Source organism: Rhodoplanes tepidamans, from assembly GCF_030813915.1.
Classification (GTDB): Bacteria; Pseudomonadota; Alphaproteobacteria; order Rhizobiales; family Xanthobacteraceae; genus Rhodoplanes; species Rhodoplanes tepidamans.
On the sequence record NZ_JAUSUJ010000022.1, the window covers coordinates 28,225 to 44,830 of the forward strand.

At 72.5% G+C, this 16,606-nt stretch carries 15 protein-coding genes and 1 tRNA gene; 7 read left to right on the forward strand and 9 right to left on the reverse strand.

What is annotated here, in order from left to right:
- Window positions 1–418: 418 nt before the first annotated feature.
- On the reverse strand, window positions 419–1,726 hold the full coding sequence (locus J2S22_RS22775) for an ATP-binding protein (RefSeq protein ID WP_272779541.1): 1,308 nt from the start codon (window positions 1,724–1,726) through the stop codon (window positions 419–421).
- Between the two features lie 13 nt (window positions 1,727–1,739).
- Complete coding sequence (locus tag J2S22_RS22780) at window positions 1,740–2,402, reverse strand: response regulator (protein ID WP_272779540.1); 663 nt, start codon at window positions 2,400–2,402, stop codon at window positions 1,740–1,742.
- A gap of 133 nt (window positions 2,403–2,535) precedes the next feature.
- Here J2S22_RS22780 and dsbD point away from each other — a divergent pair, with 133 nt between their 5' ends.
- Genes dsbD through J2S22_RS22800 form a run of 4 tightly spaced genes read left to right on the forward strand, consistent with a single transcriptional unit; the run spans window position 2,536 to window position 6,590 of the window.
- Window positions 2,536–4,368 carry a protein-disulfide reductase DsbD gene (gene dsbD, locus J2S22_RS22785; protein WP_272779539.1) on the forward strand — a complete coding sequence of 611 codons (1,833 nt, stop codon included), beginning with the start codon at window positions 2,536–2,538 and terminating at the stop codon, window positions 4,366–4,368.
- Between the two features lie 32 nt (window positions 4,369–4,400).
- Window positions 4,401–5,027, forward strand: a complete 627-nt coding sequence (locus J2S22_RS22790) for a DsbA family protein (RefSeq protein WP_272779538.1) — start codon at window positions 4,401–4,403, stop codon at window positions 5,025–5,027.
- Window positions 5,028–5,035: 8 nt separating this feature from the next.
- Window positions 5,036–5,731, forward strand: coding sequence for a L,D-transpeptidase (locus tag J2S22_RS22795; RefSeq protein ID WP_307155876.1), 696 nt, complete (start codon window positions 5,036–5,038; stop codon window positions 5,729–5,731).
- Between the two features lie 58 nt (window positions 5,732–5,789).
- Window positions 5,790–6,590, forward strand: coding sequence for a sulfite exporter TauE/SafE family protein (locus tag J2S22_RS22800; protein WP_272779537.1), 801 nt, complete (start codon window positions 5,790–5,792; stop codon window positions 6,588–6,590).
- Window positions 6,591–6,761: 171 nt separating this feature from the next.
- Here the strand turns inward: J2S22_RS22800 and J2S22_RS22805 are convergent.
- From J2S22_RS22805 to J2S22_RS22815, 3 genes are all read right to left on the reverse strand, one after another.
- Window positions 6,762–6,855, reverse strand: a tRNA-Ser gene (locus J2S22_RS22805).
- A 117-nt stretch (window positions 6,856–6,972) separates the two neighbouring features.
- Window positions 6,973–7,239: an SEL1-like repeat protein gene (locus J2S22_RS22810; RefSeq protein WP_272779536.1), complete on the reverse strand. Its 267-nt coding sequence runs from the start codon at window positions 7,237–7,239 to the stop codon at window positions 6,973–6,975.
- A gap of 383 nt (window positions 7,240–7,622) precedes the next feature.
- Window positions 7,623–8,306, reverse strand: coding sequence for a glutathione S-transferase family protein (locus tag J2S22_RS22815; protein WP_272779563.1), 684 nt, complete (start codon window positions 8,304–8,306; stop codon window positions 7,623–7,625).
- 514 nt (window positions 8,307–8,820) lie between these two features.
- On the opposite strand from J2S22_RS22815, the gene J2S22_RS22820 reads away from it, so the two are divergent.
- Complete coding sequence (locus tag J2S22_RS22820) at window positions 8,821–9,087, forward strand: PsiF family protein (RefSeq protein WP_272779535.1); 267 nt, start codon at window positions 8,821–8,823, stop codon at window positions 9,085–9,087.
- Window positions 9,088–9,751: 664 nt separating this feature from the next.
- Here J2S22_RS22820 and J2S22_RS22825 read toward each other — a convergent pair.
- The 3 genes from J2S22_RS22825 to gatB all read right to left on the reverse strand — a co-directional run bounded on the left by J2S22_RS22825 (window position 9,752) and on the right by gatB (window position 12,214).
- Window positions 9,752–9,940 (reverse strand): hypothetical protein, encoded by a 189-nt coding sequence (locus tag J2S22_RS22825; protein WP_272779534.1) that lies wholly within the window; start codon window positions 9,938–9,940, stop codon window positions 9,752–9,754.
- A 93-nt stretch (window positions 9,941–10,033) separates the two neighbouring features.
- A complete protein-coding gene (locus J2S22_RS22830) occupies window positions 10,034–10,243 on the reverse strand; it encodes a hypothetical protein (protein ID WP_272779533.1) in 210 nt (69 codons plus the stop codon).
- Window positions 10,244–10,726: 483 nt separating this feature from the next.
- Entirely contained in the window at window positions 10,727–12,214 is a 1,488-nt protein-coding gene (gene gatB / locus J2S22_RS22835; protein ID WP_272779532.1) for an Asp-tRNA(Asn)/Glu-tRNA(Gln) amidotransferase subunit GatB, read from the reverse strand.
- Window positions 12,215–12,470: 256 nt separating this feature from the next.
- On the opposite strand from gatB, the gene J2S22_RS22840 reads away from it, so the two are divergent.
- Together J2S22_RS22840 and J2S22_RS22845 are read left to right on the forward strand one after the other, a co-directional pair.
- The gene (locus tag J2S22_RS22840) at window positions 12,471–14,192 is read left to right on the forward strand and encodes an amidohydrolase (protein WP_272840311.1); all 1,722 of its coding nucleotides are present in this window, start codon (window positions 12,471–12,473) and stop codon (window positions 14,190–14,192) included.
- Window positions 14,193–14,452: 260 nt separating this feature from the next.
- Window positions 14,453–15,013: a Uma2 family endonuclease gene (locus J2S22_RS22845; RefSeq protein ID WP_272778589.1), complete on the forward strand. Its 561-nt coding sequence runs from the start codon at window positions 14,453–14,455 to the stop codon at window positions 15,011–15,013.
- A gap of 102 nt (window positions 15,014–15,115) precedes the next feature.
- On the opposite strand, the gene gatA is transcribed toward J2S22_RS22845, so the two are convergent.
- On the reverse strand, window positions 15,116–16,606 hold the full coding sequence (gatA, locus tag J2S22_RS22850) for an Asp-tRNA(Asn)/Glu-tRNA(Gln) amidotransferase subunit GatA (protein ID WP_272778590.1): 1,491 nt from the start codon (window positions 16,604–16,606) through the stop codon (window positions 15,116–15,118).

Genomic DNA, 16,606 nt, shown 5'->3' on the forward strand with positions numbered 1-16,606 from the left:
CTGGATCGGCGATCGCATGGCTTCGTCGGCCCGTGCCCGGTCGACCGGCCGGACGGACCGGCATCGGGCGACGGCCGCGGACGGCGGAACGCGAACACGGATGCGACGCGCGGCCGTGGGGCTCGCACCCTCGGAGCCGCCGCTCCGGACCGGCTTGTTCGCGCTTCGGGCCGGACGGACGCCGGACGAACATCGCCCGGCGTCGAGGAAACGGGTTCGCGCACGCCGCCGTTCCTGCGTCACGACGACGAGGCGCCCCAAGCTCGGTACGAAAGCGAACTGCGCCGAGGCCGCCGCGTGCCCGGACGTGCACGGCCGCGGACGCGGCGTCACCGCCTCCGACGAGACGCGCTCCGAACGAGGTGCGGGCGAACCATCACCACAGCGAGCCGCAGCCGGACGCGCCCCGGTCCGCCCCTCAGCTCCACGCCAGGGCGCACCGCAGGCCGCTGCGGTCGCTGCGGTTGGCGAAGCCGAGACGGGCGCCGAGCCGGCGGGCGGCCATCTCGGCGATGGTCAGCCCGAGTCCGGTGCCGGAGGCGCTCCGGTGGCGGCCGCGCCAGAACCGCCGGGTGACGAGCGCGAGCTCCTCGTCGGGAATGCCGGGCCCCTCGTCCTCCACGGCGAGACCGAGCCCGCCGGGCAGCGGCGCCCAGGCGATGCGGCCGCCGGCCGGCATGTGCTCGACGGCGTTCTCGTGCAGATTGCGCAGCACCAGATGCAGCATCTCGCGCTCGGCCGGGACGCGCAGCCCGTCGAGCGCCGGATCGACCGTGACGGTGGTGCCGGCCGGCAGCGGGAGCGAGGCGACGACGTCGCGCAGCACCGCCCCGGCATCGATCGTGCCCTCCGGGCGGGCGGCGCCCATCGCCTCGAGGCGGGCGAGCGCCAGGAGCTGGCGGGTCAGCCGCGTCGTGCGGTCGACCGACACCAGGATCTGGCGCAGCGCCCCGTCGCGGGTCGCGGCGTCGGGCGCCGCCAGCGCGACCTGGGCCTGCGTCTTCAGCCCGGCGAGCGGGGTGCGCAGCTCGTGCGCCGCGAAGGCGGTCACGTCGCGCTCGTGGCGGCGCGCCGCCTCGACCTTGCCGAACAGGCCGTTGAGCGCCGAGAGCAGCGGCCGCACCTCGCGCGGCGCCCCCTCCGTCGGCACCGGCCGCATGTCCTCGCCGTCGCGCGCCGCGATCTCGCCGGCCAGCGCTTCGAGCGGCCGCAGGCCGCGGCCGAGGCCGGCCCAGATCAGCACCCCGAGCAGCGGCACCACCAGCAGGATCGGCGCCAGCATCCCGGCGACGAGGTCGCGCACCAGCCGGTCGCGCAGGCCGAGGCGATCGCCGACCGCGACGCGCACGCCCTTGTCGCGGTCGACGATGGTGTAGACCCGCCACGTCTCGCCGTTCACCTCCCGGTCCGAAAAGCCGTCCTGGTCGGCGGCCAGCCGGCCGTCCGGCGCCCCCGAGGAGCGGCCGACCAGCCGTCCGTCCAGCGACCAGATCTGGCAGGAGAGCTGACGCGCGTAGCCGGTCGCGTCGACGGCGGCGCTCGCCGTCGACGTCATGGCCGAGCCGGCAAGCGAGTGGACCATCCGGGCCGCCTCCTGCAGCCGGGTGTCGAGCACGCGCTCGAGCTCGGCGCGGCTGCCGAGCGAGATCCAGGCGATGGCGGACAGCCAGATGACGCCGGTGGCGGCGAGCAGGAGAACGAACAGGCGGCGCTTCAGCGAGGTCATGGCCGGACCGGGATCACGGCTGGCCGCGCATGCGATAGCCGATGCCCCGCACGGTCTCGATCGCGGCGCGGCCGATCTTGGTGCGCAGGTTGTGGATGTGGACCTCGACGGCGTTGCTCTCCACCTCCTCGTCCCAGCCGTACAGGCGGTCCTCGATCTCGCTCTTCGAGCGGATAACGCCGGGTCGCTCCATCAGGGCCGACAGCACCGCGAATTCGCGGCGCGACAGCGGCACCGCCTCGCCCGCGACGGTGGCGACCTGGGTGGCGGGATCGAGCACGACGCCGGCCGCCTCCAGCACCGGGCTCGCGCGTCCGTCGCGCCGGCGCACGATCGCGCGCAGGCGCGCCGCGAGCTCGTCGAGATCGAACGGCTTGCCGAGATAGTCGTCGGCCCCGGCGTCGAGGCCGGCGATGCGGTCGGACGTCTCGTCGAGGGCGGTGAGCAGCAGCACCGGGGTCGCGTCGCCGCGCCGCCGCACGTCGGCGAGCACGTCGAGGCCGGAGCCGTCCGGCAGCATCACGTCGAGCACCACGGCGTCGAACCGCGCCGCCGCGAGCGCGGCGCGCGCGTCGGTGCAGGTCGCGACGCGATCGATGGTCGCCCCCGACAGGCCGAGGCCGACCTTCAGGCCGTCCGACAGCACCGGATCGTCCTCGACCACGAGGATGCGCATGCGACCTCCCTGCCCTCCGCCGGGCACGCCCGGCCGCCGGTGCGGCCGCCCGGACCTTCTAGGTCCACCTTAAGGCTGGCTTAAGGTGAGCCATCGACCTCCTCGGCGTCACGGATCGGGGAGACGTCACGCCATGAGAGGATCGTCCTGCCGGGTTCCCGCCCGGCTGATCGGCTGTCTGGCCGGCATCGTCGTCGCCCTCCTGGGCCTCCTCGCACCGGCCGCGACCGCCGAGCCGCTGCCGCCGCCGGCCGACGAGGTCTTCACGCTCGCGGCCCGCCGGGCTCCCGACGGAGTCCTGGCGATCCGCATCGCCGCGGCGCCCGGCCACTATCTCTACCGCGACGGGATGCAGGCGGTTCTCGACGGCCGCGCCCTGCCGCTCGCGCTGCCGGCCGGGACCGAGAAGGACGACCCGAACTTCGGCCTCGTCGAGATCTATCACGACGCCGTCGAGGCCCGCCTCGCCGATGCGCCGGCCGCCGGCCGGCTGCGCGTCTCCTATCAGGGCTGTGCCGAGCGGGGCATCTGCTACCCGCCCGTCGCCAAGGTGATCGACCTCGCGACCCTCGCGGTGAGCGATCCGCCGTCCCGCATGGTCGACGGCACCCGCGTGGCGGTCGCGCCGGGCGGCGCCGCGGCGGACGCACAGGGACCGGCGTCGGCGTCGACGCCGTCGCTCGCACCGGAGCCGGATGCCACGGCCGGCCTCCTGGCCGGCGGCTGGGGACCGATGCTCGCCGCCTTCCTGCTGTTCGGCGTCCTGCTCGCGCTGACCCCGTGCGTGTTCCCGATGATCCCGATCCTGTCGGGCATGCTGGTGCGCTCCGGCGAGACGCTGTCGCCGCGGCGCGGCTTCGTGCTGTCGGCGAGCTACGTGATCGCGATGGCGGCCGCCTACGGACTGCTCGGCCTCGCCGCCGGCTGGTCGGGTGCCAATCTCCAGGCGGCCCTGCAGACGCCCTGGGCGCTCGGGCTGATGGCGGCGGCGCTCGTCGCCCTCGCGCTGTCGATGTTCGGCCTGTTCGACATCGCGCTGCCCGCCGGGCTCGCGGCGCGGCTCGGCGGGGCGCGGGGCGGCGGCGGATCGATCACCGGGGCGGCGCTGCTCGGCTTCGCCTCGGCCCTCGTGGTCGGCCCGTGCGTGACCCCGCCGCTCGCCGCCGCGATGCTCTACGCCGCGCAGACCGGCGAGGCCGGCAAGGGCGCGGCGGCGCTGTTCATGCTCGGCCTCGGCATGGGGCTGCCGCTGGTCGCGGTCGGCACCTTCGGGGCCCGCGTGCTGCCGCGCTCCGGGCCATGGCTCGCGCGGGTGAAGCAGATCTTCGGCGTCGTGTTCCTCGCGGTCGCCGCCTCGCTGCTGACCCGGATCCTGCCGGGCCCGGCCGCGCTCGCCGTGTGGGGCGTGCTCGCGCTCGCGGCCGGCGTCTTCCTCGGCGGCTTCGATCGCCTCGGTCCCGCGAGCGAATGGCGAGGCCGGCTCGGCAAGGCCGCCGGGCTCGCCGCGGCGACCTACGGGGTCCTGCTTCTGGTCGGCGCCGCCGGCGGCGCCAACGATCCGCTGCGGCCGCTCGCCTTCCTGATGTCGGACCATGCGACCACCCGTGAGGCGCCGGCGCCGACGCGGGTCGCGTCGCTCGCCGCGTTCGATCGTGCCGTGGCGGCCCATACGGGCGGGCCCGTGCTGGTCGCCTTCACGGCCGACTGGTGCACGGTCTGCCGGTCGAACGAGGCGGTGCTGTCGGAGCCGGCGATCCGCGCCCGCCTCGCGCGGCTGCCGGTGATCGCCGCCGACGTGACGACCTACGGCGACGACACCCGGGCGCTGATGGCCCGCTTCGCCGTCGTCGGCCCGCCGACCCTCTTCCTGCTCGACGCCGCCGGCCGGGAGATCCCGGGCTCGCGGCTGATCGGCCCGATCACGGCCGACGAGATCGCCCGCCGCCTCGCCGCGGCCGGCGCGTGACCCACCCTCACCCAACCGGATCGGAGACGTTCATGAGACGCAGAGACCTGATTCTGCTCGCCGCCGGCGCGGCTCTGACCGCGGCGGCGCCGGGACTGTCCCGCCGGGCCGCGGCGCAGGGGATCGATACCGAGGCGATCCTGCGCGATCCCGAGGCGCCGACCTTCGGCAACCCGAAGGGCGACGTCACCGCGGTGGCGTTCTTCGACTACAACTGCCCCTTCTGCAAGAAGGCCGCGCCCGATCTCGACCGCGCCGTCGCGGAGGACGGCAAGATCCGGCTGGTCCTGAAGGACTGGCCGATCCTCACCGAAGCCTCGGTGTTCGGGGCGCGGCTGGCCCTCGCCGCCGCCTATCAGGACCGCTACGCGCTCGTCCACCACGCCCTGATGGCGATCCCCGGGCGGCGGATCCCCGAGGAGACGATGCGCGAGGCGGTGCAGGCGTCGGGCGTCGATCTCGCCCGGCTGCAGGCCGACCACGACAAGAACGCGGACCGGATCACGGCCCTGCTCCGCCGCAACGCCGCCCAGGCACAGGCCATCGGCCTGCAGGGGACGCCCTCCTATCTGATCGGCCCGTTCCGCACCTCGACCCTCGACTACAAGGGCTTCAAGCAGGCCTTCGCCGAGGCACGCCGCCGGCAGGCCGCGCAGTGAGCATCCGCATGACCCCCGTCTGTCCGCCGCGCCGTCGCACGGCGGGCCCCCTCTTCGTCGTTCTGGCCGGTCTCGCTCTCGCGGCCTGCCAGACCACGGCGGCGGCGCCGCCCGTCGCGCCGGCGGCCGCATCGCCGTCCCCCGACGCCCGACGCTACGCCGCCGTCACGACCGAGCCGTTCGTCGTGCCGGCCGTGGAGCCCGACGCGCTGAAGCCGCGCTACATGCGCCGTCTGGTCGACGACCCGACCGGCGAGCCGCCCGGCACCGTGGTGGTCGATCCGGAGAACCGCTTCCTCTATCTGGTCCAGGAGGGCGGCAAGGCGCTGCGCTACGGCGTCGGGGTCGGCCGCGAGGGGCTCGCCTTCTCGGGCACCGCGACGGTCGCCCACAAGCGCCGATGGCCGCGCTGGACCCCGACGCCGGACATGATCGCGCGCGAGCCGGCGAAGTACGCCAGATGGGCCGGCGGCATGGACGGCGGCGCCGAGAATCCGCTCGGCGCCCGCGCCCTCTACCTGTTCAGGAACGGCAAGGACACGCTCTACCGCATCCACGGCACCAACGAGCCGTGGTCGATCGGCGAGGCGGTGTCGTCCGGCTGCATCCGGATGATGAACCAGGACGTCATCGACCTCTACGGCCGGTTGCCGGACGGCGCCCGGGTCGTCGTCCGCCCGGCCGGCCGCGGAGTCTCCTCTTGACGGTCCGGGCGCCGCGGCGACGTCCGGTCGCGCACCACCTCCGTGCGGGCACAGTGCCGTGACGGACCCGTCGCTGCTTCCCGCCCTCGGGGCCGGCGGAATCGTCGGCTTCGTGCTCGGCCTCGTCGGCGGCGGCGGCTCGGTGCTCGCCACGCCGCTGCTGCTCTATCTGGTCGGGATCGAGAGCCCGCACGTCGCGATCGGCACCGGCGCGCTGGCGGTGTCGATCAACGCCTATGCAAATCTCGCCTTGCATGCGCGGCGCGGCCATGTGCGCTGGCCGCACGCCGTCGTTTTCGCGCTGGTCGGCACGGCGGGCGCGCTGCTCGGCTCGAGCCTGGGTCTCCTGGTGGACGGGCGACGGCTGCTGTTCCTGTTCGGCCTGGCGATGGCGGGCGTCGGCGTCGCGATGCTGCGGCGGCGTCCCGCGACCGCGGGCGCGCTCCGCCCCGTCGATCTCCGGTCGGGGCTGGCGACGGCGGCGGCCGGAGCCGTGACGGGGCTCGCCTCCGGCTTCTTCGGGATCGGCGGCGGCTTCCTCGCGGTGCCGGCGCTGCTCCTCGCCACCGGCATGTCCACCATCGGGGCGGTCGGCTCGTCGCTGCTGGCGGTCGGCACCTTCGGGCTCGCGACGGCGCTGACCTATGCGCGCGCCGGGCAGGTGGACTGGATGATCGCCGCCGAGCTCGTCGCCGGCGGCCTGGTCGGCGGGGTGCTCGGCATGCTGCTCGCCGTTCGCCTGTCCGGCCACAAGGCGGCCCTGAATCGCATCCTGGCGGCGCTGGTGCTGACGGTCGCGGCCTATGTGCTCCTGCACAGCCTTCCGGGGCTCGACCCGACCGGCACCGCCCGGCCGTAGGCGGTCGCGCGCCGGCCGCACCGAGGCGCCCGGCCGAATCTCCCCCGGTCCCGGGCGGCCCGAGCCGTCGCGCGGACGAGCGCCCAGCCCGGCCCGCGGGACGGGCGCGCACGGCCCGCGAGGCGGGGCCTGCGAGCGGCGATCCAGTCGATCTTTCAGGGATTTGAGGGCTGGCGGAGCCGGAGGGATTCGAACCCTCGATACGGCTTTAAGGCCGTATAACGGTTTAGCAAACCGCCGCCTTCAGCCACTCGGCCACAGCTCCAGTGGGGTTTTCGTATGCGGTTAGGCGGGGCGGGTCAAGCCGCGAACCGGTCGCATCGGCGTCGCCGCCGGCCGGACCGGTGGCCGGCCGCCAGGCCGGCTCGCCGCCCTTCCCGCCTCAGCGGCCGAGCCAGGCGCGGGCGGCGCGCTGAGCGGAGGCGATCTCGGCCTCGGACATCAGCTCGGCGATCTCACGGCGCAGCCGGATCGCGTCGCTGTTGCCGTTCATGGCGGCGAGATTGAACCACTTGTGGGCCGACACGTAGTCGGCCTCCACGCTCGAGCCGGTCGAGTACATCATGCCGAGCTGGAAGAACATGTCCGCGTTGGTGGTGGCCTCGCCGAGGGCCGCCGTGTCCATCGCCGCTGCGTCGTACCGTCCCATGTCTGGCCTCCCCAGGCCGTGGCCGATGCCGGCCGTTGGTTTCGTCGAAGCGTCCGGAGCATTGCCGTCCGAACACCCCGATCTTCCGGGAGGCGTCTGAAAACGCACTTAAAAGGTGCGATGAATCGGCCCTTAACGGAACCGCGCCGCGATCCCGGAAAGCCCGGCCCGACAGCGCGGAAACCCGCGTCGTTGCTGCACTTTCGAAAAATCGTCGACAACCCGGTAACCACGCGGCGCAAGGCCTGGTTCACCACGCCGGAAAGCCGCGCGAAAAAGGGTTTCGCACGACACCGCCGGGCGCGACCGGCAAAGGTGCCGACGGCAGGCGGCGGTCGCCGCCGCGCCGGAGCGCGGCGGCGACCGGTGGCGAGCCGTCGCGATCAGCGGGCCCGCTGGCCGAACAGCAGCGCCTGCACGGCCGGATCCTTCATGTCGACGCTGTTCGCCGACTCCGCCGCCAGCGCCATGCCGCGCGCCACCGCCGGCCGTGCCAGCATGGTGCCGAGCCAGCGCTTCAGGTGCGGGAAGTCGGCGAGGTCCTGCGCCTGCCGCTCGTGCCGGCTCGCCCAGCCGATGCAGGCGATGTCCGCGATCGAGTACTTGCCGGCCAGGAACTCGCGGTCGGCGAGCCGCCGGTTCATCACCCCGTAGAGGCGATTGCACTCGTCGGTGTAGCGCTTGATCGCGTAGGGCACCTGCTCCGGCGCGTAGATGCGGAAGTGATGCGCCTGACCCGCCATCGGGCCGAGCCCGCCCATCTGCCACATCAGCCACTGGTCGACCTCGACCCGCGCGCGCTCGTTCGCCGGATAGAGCTTGCCGGTCTTGCGGCCGAGATACTGCAGGATGGCACCGGACTCGAAGATGGAGATCGGCTTGCCGCCCGGCCCGTCCGGATCGACGATCGCCGGGATGCGGTTGTTGGGCGCGACGGCGAGGAACGCCGGATCGAACTGCTCGCCGGTGCCGATGTTGATCGGCCGCACCACATAGGGCAGCCGGCACTCCTCCAGCATGATGGAGATCTTCCAGCCGTTCGGCGTCGACCAGTAGAACAGCTCGATCGGCGCCGGCCGTCCGGCGGTGCGCGCCTTGCCGGTGCGGCTGGCGCGCTCGACGGTGCGGCCGGTGCGCTTGGCTGCGGTGGTCGCCACCGGCTTCTTCGCCGGAGTCTTCGCAGGCTTGGCGGACGCCCTCCCGGCCGGCTTCGTCCCGCGCGGCGCGCCGGCGGCCCGGCTCTTCCGGTCCGCGGCCTTCGGCGCGGCCCGCCCCTGCCGGGCGGGCGCTGCGTCGACCGCGCGCCTGGGCGTCGTCTTGCGCGGACGCGCCGCGCCGCGGGTGCCGGAAGTCTTGTCGGGGGTGCGGGCCATTGCTCACTCCTGTCGCCGGATCGGGCCAAGGCACGAGATGTCGACTCGCCGCGCGCTTCGCAAGACGGTGTGCGCCGACCACCGACAGTTCTTCCCAGGCGACACGGTTCTGCTGCGGCGAGCCGATCATGTGCCGGACGTTCGACCGATGGCGCGCCGACGGAGCGAAGCGTATCCTCGTCTCTCCGCTCACAGGGGAGAGGACACCATGCGCAGGTCTTCGAACAGATCTTCGGTGACGACGTCCTGGGCGGCGGCAGTCGCCGCCGCGGTCCTCCTGGTCGCCGCCGTGCCGGCGGCGGCGCAGGAGACGAAGCCCGCGACGGAGGCGAAGCCGGCCGCGGAAAAGAAGGTCTCGGCCCAGCAGCAGCGCATGAAGGACTGCGCCGCGAAGTGGAAGGACGAGAAGAAGGCGAAGGACGTGAAAGGCCGCGAGGCCTACCGGACCTTCATGCGCGGCTGCCTGAAGGGCTGAGCCGCGGCACCCGCTCCCGGCACGAGCCGTCGCGGCGTCGGCGGCGCGAACAGCTCGCCGAAGCGAGGAGCGCCAGCCGACGGCGGGCGGCGGTGCACCAGGAGTTCAGGACAGACGAAGCGGCGGGCGGACGTCCGGCCGGCCGGGGATCCGTGTGTCTCGGGACGCGCCGGCGGCGCGACGGACCGGCGCGGCAGCGGCCGGCGACGACGGAAGCGCCGGCAGGAGGAGCGCAACCGAATGAGCGCACACCGGGGAGGCGTGCCCTCTGGATGCCGCATCGAAGCGGCGATGGCGATCCGGGTGAGAAGCGGTCCCGGTGTCACCCGGCGAAGGCCTCGAGGCCTGCGGGCCGTCGCACATGAAGGGGGGCGTCGGCGAGAGGTCCGATGGTCGCGCTGCCCGGCGGCGTGTGCCGCCCGAGAAGCAGGGCGAGACCCGCGCGCTCTCCACTCGTTCGCCCGGCCGGTGCGGCGGGGCTCGGTGGGGCTTCTGCTCGGTCTCGCCGACGCCCTCTTTTTCGTCGTTCGTGACCGGCCGCGGTTCGAGATCGGCGCTTCGGAGCGAAGCAAGCTCCGGGTTCGAAGGTCGATCGCGCCGCTGTCGCCGGTCCCCGACGAAGTCCACGGCTTGCCCGGAGCGGTCGGCTCCGAGAGGCCGCTCCTCACTTCTTCTTCGCGGGCGCCTTCTTGGCGGCCGGCTTCTTCGCGGCCGTGGTGGTCTTCTTCGCCGTGGTCTTCTTCGCCGCCGGCTTCGCCGCCGCCTTCGTCGTCGTCTTCTTGGCGGTCGTGGTCTTCTTCGCGGTCGCCGTCTTCTTGGCGGCCGGCTTCGCGGTCGTCGCTTTCTTCGGCATGCTGCCCTCCTAGCCGTGGTGGGATGGCTATCAGAAACGTGCCCACGCGAATCGAGGGCACTACACTTCGATTACTACAGCACAACGGAAAAATCAGCGGCCCCGCTTGTCGTTCCGCGTCGTCGGCGACGATCGGCGCGCGCCCGCATCGATCTTCCGCGACGCACGCGAGGCCTCGCGGCGCGAGCCGGCACGCGTCGCGCGCGCCGTCGCGCCGCGCATCGTCGTCGCGAGATGTGCCGATGAAACGTTGGTTTCTTGCATGTCGTCCGGATCCGTCCAGCGCGCGGTCGTGCTGCTCACGGCATGCGCCGAGAGGTCCAGAGACGGCGCGCTAACGGTTCGTTCACGCCGGCAAAAAATTCTGCGGATTTCCTCCGCGGACTCGCCTTCGCGAACGCGGCGCGACGCGTCACTCCACTCGAATCGAGCAGCGACTGATTCGAGGAGGCGCCGGAAGGCCTGTCGCAGAGGCGCTTCCGGCACCTCGATCCGGCCGCCGGCCGACCGTCTGAACGCGCCTCGCGACGCGCCTCGCGACCAGCATGGACGATCGCTGCGACGCTCCGGACGATGTGCGGCGACGCGCGCGATCGTCGCGACGAGGCGGCGACGCGATGGCGAGACGGCGGCACGGAGGTGGAGAGAAGAGGACGCGGAGGCCAGCGGACGCCGCGACGATCGCGGTCGGCCGCATCGGCGCGGCCGTCGGCGCCGCCGTCGGCGCGCCCCGGAGCAGACGCGCCGCCGCGCAGGCGCGGCGGCAAACGAGCGCTGCGTCTCGGCCTAGTCGAGGCCGAGCTTCGCCTTGAGCAACGCGTTGACGGCCTGCGGGTTCGCCTTGCCGCCCGAGGCCTTCATCACCTGGCCGACGAACCAGCCGACCATCGCCGGCTTCTCCTTCGCCTGCGCCGCCTTGTCGGGGTTCCTGGCGATCACCTCGTCGACCGCGGCCGCGATGGCACCGGTGTCGGTGACCTGCTTCATGCCGCGCGCCTCGACGATCGCCCGGGGATCGCCGCCCTCGCTCCACACGATCTCGAACAGGTCCTTGGCGATCTTCCCCGAGATGGTGCCGTCGGCGATCAGGTCGAGCACGGCGCCGAGCTGCGCGGCCGACACCGGCGACTCCGCGATGCCGTGGCCCTCCTTGTTGAGGCGGCCGGCGAGCTCGTTGATCACCCAATTGGCGGCGATCTTCGGATCGCGCCGCTTCCCGGCGCCGGCCTCCACCACGCTCTCGAAGAAGGCGGCGCTCTCGCGCTCGCTCACCAGGACGTCGGCGTCGTAGGCCGACAGGCCGTAGTCCGCCATGAAGCGGGCCTTCTTCTGGTCGGGCAGCTCGGGCAGCGCCGCCGCCAGCGCGTCGACATAGGCCTGGTCGAACTCCAGCGGCAGCAGGTCGGGATCGGGAAAGTACCGATAGTCGTGCGCCTCCTCCTTGTTGCGCATCGACCGGGTCTCGCCGCGCGCCGGGTCGAACAGCCGGGTCTCCTGCTCGATGGAGCCGCCGTCCTCGATGATGCCGATCTGGCGGCGGGCCTCGACCTCGATGGCCTGGCCGATGAAGCGCAGCGAGTTGACGTTCTTGATCTCGCAGCGGGTGCCGAGCGGCTCGCCGGGGCGCCGCACCGAGACGTTGACGTCGGCCCGCAGGCTCCCCTCCTCCATGTTGCCGTCGCAGGTGCCGAGATAGCGCATGATGGTGCGCAGCTTGGCGACGAAGGCCTTGGCCTCCTCGGCCGAGCGGATGTCGGGCCGCGAGACGATCTCCATCAGGGCGACGCCGGAGCGGTTGAGGTCGACGAACGACATGGTCGGGTGCTGGTCGTGCAGCGACTTGCCGGCGTCCTGCTCGAGGTGCAGCCGCTCGATGCCGACCCGCACCGTCTCGCCGTCCGGCATGTCGACCACGACCTCGCCCTCGCCGACGATCGGCGACTTGTACTGGCTGATCTGGTAGCCCTGCGGCAGGTCCGGGTAGAAATAGTTCTTCCGGTCGAAGACCGACCTGAGATTGATCCTCGCCTTGAGGCCGAGGCCGGTGCGGATCGCCTGGCGGACGCACTCCTCGTTGATCACCGGCAGCATGCCGGGCATTGCCGCGTCGACCAGCGAGACGTGGGAGTTCGGCGCGCCCCCGAAGGCGGCCGAGGCGCCGGAGAACAGCTTGGCGTTCGAGGTCACCTGGGCATGGACCTCCATGCCGACGATCACCTCGAAGTCGCCGGTCGCGCCCTTGATCAGCTTCGTCGTCCTCACCGGTGCGTTCATGTCCGCCTCGTCGTGTCTGGCCGGGCCACTCCCGGCCGTTCCGGCGCCCCGACGGGCGGCACGGAAACGATCGCCAACCGGTTACAGAGTGTCGGCGGTGCCTTCAAGGCTCCGGCGACCGGAGCAGCCTTGCTGCGATGCAGCCGTGCGGTGATGCCCGCCCGGCCGAGGCACACCGGCCGCCGTTGCCGGGCTCCGGCGTGCCGCGCTATCGTCCTCGCCAATCAAGAAGTCGACAACGTGGAGGACCCCCCGCATGCAGACCCGTCACGCCCCCCGTGTGCTCGCCGCCGGCCTGCTGGCCGGCGCCGCCGCGCTCGCCGGCCCGGCCGTCGCCCAGACGACCGCCCCCGGCCCCGCCACGGCCACCCCCGCCGCCGCAGCCCGCGGAGCCGACACCCTCCTGGTCAACGGCAAGATCGTCACGGTCGACGACCGCTTCAGCGTGGTGCCGGCCCTGGCGATCACCGGCGAGCGCGTCGTCGCCGCCGGCAGCCTTGCCGACATCGAGGCGCTGAAGACGCCGCAGACGCGGGTGATCGACCTCGCCGGCAAGACCGTCGTCCCGGGCCTGATCGACAACCACGCCCACTTCATGCGGGCGGCCGAGTACTGGGACCGCGAGGTGCGGCTCGACGGGATCACGTCGCGCCAGGAGGCCCTGGCCATGATCGCCGCCAAGGCGAAGGCGTCGAAGCCGGGCGAGCTGGTGCTGTCGCTCGGCGGCTGGTCGGAGGAGCAGTTCACCGATCAGCCCGGCGGCTTCACCAAAGCCGAGCTCGACGCGGCGGCGCCCGACAACCCGGTCGTCCTCCAGGTCATCTACTTCCGCATCTACGCCAACTCGGCCGCCCTGAAGGCGCTCGGCGTGACGGCGGAGACGCCCGACCCGCGCAACGGCCGGATCGAGAAGGACACGAGCGGCCAGCCGACCGGCGTCTTCAACGGCGGCGGCGCCGTCGCCTGGACGCTCGGCCGGCTGGGCGAGGTCGCCAGGGAGCGGGGCGTCGCGAACGCCCGCGCCCTGATGCGCGACCTCAACCGGATGGGCATCACGGCCTACCAGGAGATGGGCGGCCGCGGCTTCAACGCCGGGCACATCGAGACCTTCCGCACCGTGTGGGAGCGCAAGCAGATGACGGTGCGCGCCTTCTACAATCTGTGGCAGGAGCCGACCTCGGCCGAGGGCGTCGACAAGGCGCTGGCCGTCATCGCCGGCCTCAAGCCGTTCCAGGGCGACGACTGGCTCGACCACACCGGCTATGGCGAGACCGTCTACTTCCCCCTGCACGACAACCTGCTCGCGCGCGGCGCCTCGCCGACGCCGGAGGCCATGGCGCAGTGGCGCCGCATCGCCCAGGCGATCGCCGACAAGGGCATGCACCTCAACGTCCACGCCCAGCTCCGGGGCACCATCGAGGCGTTCCTGACCGAGATCGAGACGATCAACGGGGTCAAGCCGATCAAGGGGCTGCGCTGGACCATGTCGCATGCCGACCAGATCGAGCCGCAGGACATCGCCCGGATGAAGCGGCTCGGCATGTATGTCCAGCTCCACAGCCGGCCGACCATCCAGGGCGCCCTGATGCTGAAGACCCACGGCGACCGCGCCTATGCGATGCCGCCGCTGCGGCTCGTGCAGGACAGCGGGATCCCCTGGGGGCTCGGCTCCGACGCCACCGCGGTGACGCCGACCAACCCGTTCACCACCCTGCACTGGGCCGTGACGGGCGAGATGGTCGGCGGCCGCAAGGTGCTGAAGGAGACCATCACGCGCGAGGAGGCGCTGATCGCCCACACACGCTCCAACGCCGCCTTCCTGTTCCAGGAGGCGAACCTCGGCTCGCTCGCGCCCGGCAAGTACGCGGACCTCGTCGTCCTCGACCGCGACTACCTCACGGTGCCGGCCGCCGAGATCAAGGACATCACGTCGGTGATGACCATGGTGGGCGGCAAGGTCGTCCACGAGGCGAAGTAGCCGACCGTCCGCTCCATCGGATGGCCTGCGCGTCGCAGCGTCTGCTCCGCTCGTCCCCGCGTACGCGGGGACCCAGGGCGACACGGCACGGTGCCCCGGATGCCCGCTTCCGCGGGCATGAGCGGAGCGTGGGGGCCGGGCCGAAGCGCGCCGCGACCGGCCATGCTCGGCCACCGTCACGGCTCCCGGCGCGACTGGCCCCCTCGCCGCCCCTGCCCGTCCCGCGCGTCCTCTGCTAGGATGGCGCGCGAGAGGAGCCCATGACCATCAGGACCCTGCCCCCGCTCACCCCCGAGGAATTCCTGCGCCACCCCGACCTGCAGGGCGAGCGCTGCGAGCTGAGCGAGGGCCGTGTCGTGCTGATGACGGGCGCATCCAAGGCGCACCGCGAGGTGGCGGGGCGGCTCTTCTTCCAACTGTTCGGTGCCCTGGATGAGGGACGCTACCACGTCACCATGTCCGAGCTCGCGGTCCGGGTCGGCGGGTCGGTGCGCTATCCGGACGTCGTCGTCGACCAGCAGAGCGACGATCCCAAGGGTCTGACCGCGGTCGGTCCGCTGCTGATCGCCGAGGTCCTCTCGCCCTCGACCATGCTGGTCGACAGCGGAAAGAAGCTGACCGAATACACCAGCCTGCCGAGCCTGCTCTATTATCTGGTGCTGTCGCAGGACGAGCCGGTGGCGTGGCTGTACCGGCGCGACGAGGCCGGTGCGTTTCCAGCCGAGCCGCAGCGGCTGCTCGGCCGCGAGGCCGAGATCATCCTGCTCGCCTTCGACCTCGCGATCCCGCTCGGCGCCCTCTATCGCGAAGCGAAGTCGTAGGGTGGGTTAGCGCCGAAGGCGCGTAACCCACCGTTGGAGAGCGACCGGCAACGAGTGGCGGGTTACGGCGCGTTCCGCGCCTAACCCGCCCTACAAATTCCGTCACCACCACCGCGCCGGCGTGAACCGGCCGGCGTCCTGCTCGATCACGGCGGCGAGGGAGAACAGCGTCTCCTCGTCGAACGGCCGGCCGATGAGCTGCAGGCCGAGCGGCAGTCCTTGCGCGTCCAGCCCGCCCGGGACGGCGATGCCGGGCAGGCCCGCCATGTTCACGGTCACGGTGAAGATGTCGTTCAGGTACATCTCGACCGGGTCGCCCGAGACCTTCTCGCCGATGCCGAAGGCGGCCGACGGGGTCGCCGGCGTCAGGATCGCGCTCACGCCTGCCGCGAAGCAGTCCTCGAAGTCCTTCTTGATGAGGGTGCGGACCTGCTGGGCCCGCAGATAATAAGCGTCGTAGTAGCCGGCCGAGAGCACGTAGGTGCCGATCATGATCCGGCGCCGCACCTCCGGCCCGAAGCCGGCGGCCCGCGTCTTCTCGTACATGGCGGTGATGTCGTTGCCGGGCACCCGCACGCCGAACCGGACGCCGTCGTAGCGGGCGAGGTTCGACGACGCTTCGGCCGGCGCCACGATGTAGTAGGCGGGCAGCGCGTACTTGGTGTGCGGCAGGGACACCTCGACGATCTCGGCGCCGGCCGCCTTCAGCCATTCGGCGCCCTTGCGCCACAGCGCCTCGATCTCGTCGGGCATGCCGGCGACCCGGTACTCCTTCGGGATGCCGATCTTCATGCCCTTGACCGAGCGGCCGACCGCCGCCTCGTAGTCCGGCACCGGCCGGTCGACCGAGGTGGTGTCCTTCGGGTCGTGCCCGGCCATCGAGCGCAGCAGGATGGCGGTGTCCTTCACGGTGCGGGCGAAGGGACCGGCCTGGTCGAGCGACGAGGCGAAGGCGACGATGCCCCAGCGCGAGCAGCGCCCGTAGGTCGGCTTCACGCCGACGATGCCGGCGAACGCCGCCGGCTGGCGGATCGAGCCGCCCGTGTCGGTGCCGGTGGCGCCGAGGCAGAGGCCGGCCGCGACCGCCGAGGCCGAGCCGCCCGAGGAGCCGCCGGGGACGATCTTCGCCTCCGAGCCGGCGCGCCGCCACGGCGAGACCACCGGGCCGAAATGCGACGTCTCGTTGGACGAGCCCATGGCGAACTCGTCGTTGTTGAGCTTGCCGAGCATCACGGCGCCGTCGCGCCAGAGATGCGACGTCACGGTCGACTCGTAGACCGGCACGAAGTTCTCCAGGATCGCCGCGCAGGCCGTGGTGCGCACGCCCTCGGTGGCGAACATGTCCTTGATGCCGAGCGGCAGGCCTTCGAGCGGGCCGCCCTCGCCCCGGGCGAGCCTCTCGTCGGAGGCCTTCGCCATGGCGAGCGCCTTGTCGGGCGTCTCCAGCACATAGGCGTTGAGGACGCGCGCCTGCTCGATCGCCTCGAGATGGGCCTGCGTCAGCTCGACGGCGGAGAGCTCGCGCCGCTTCAGCGCGTCACGGGCTTCGGCGAGGGAGAGCGCGGTGGGGGTCGAGGTGGTCGGGCTCGTCAC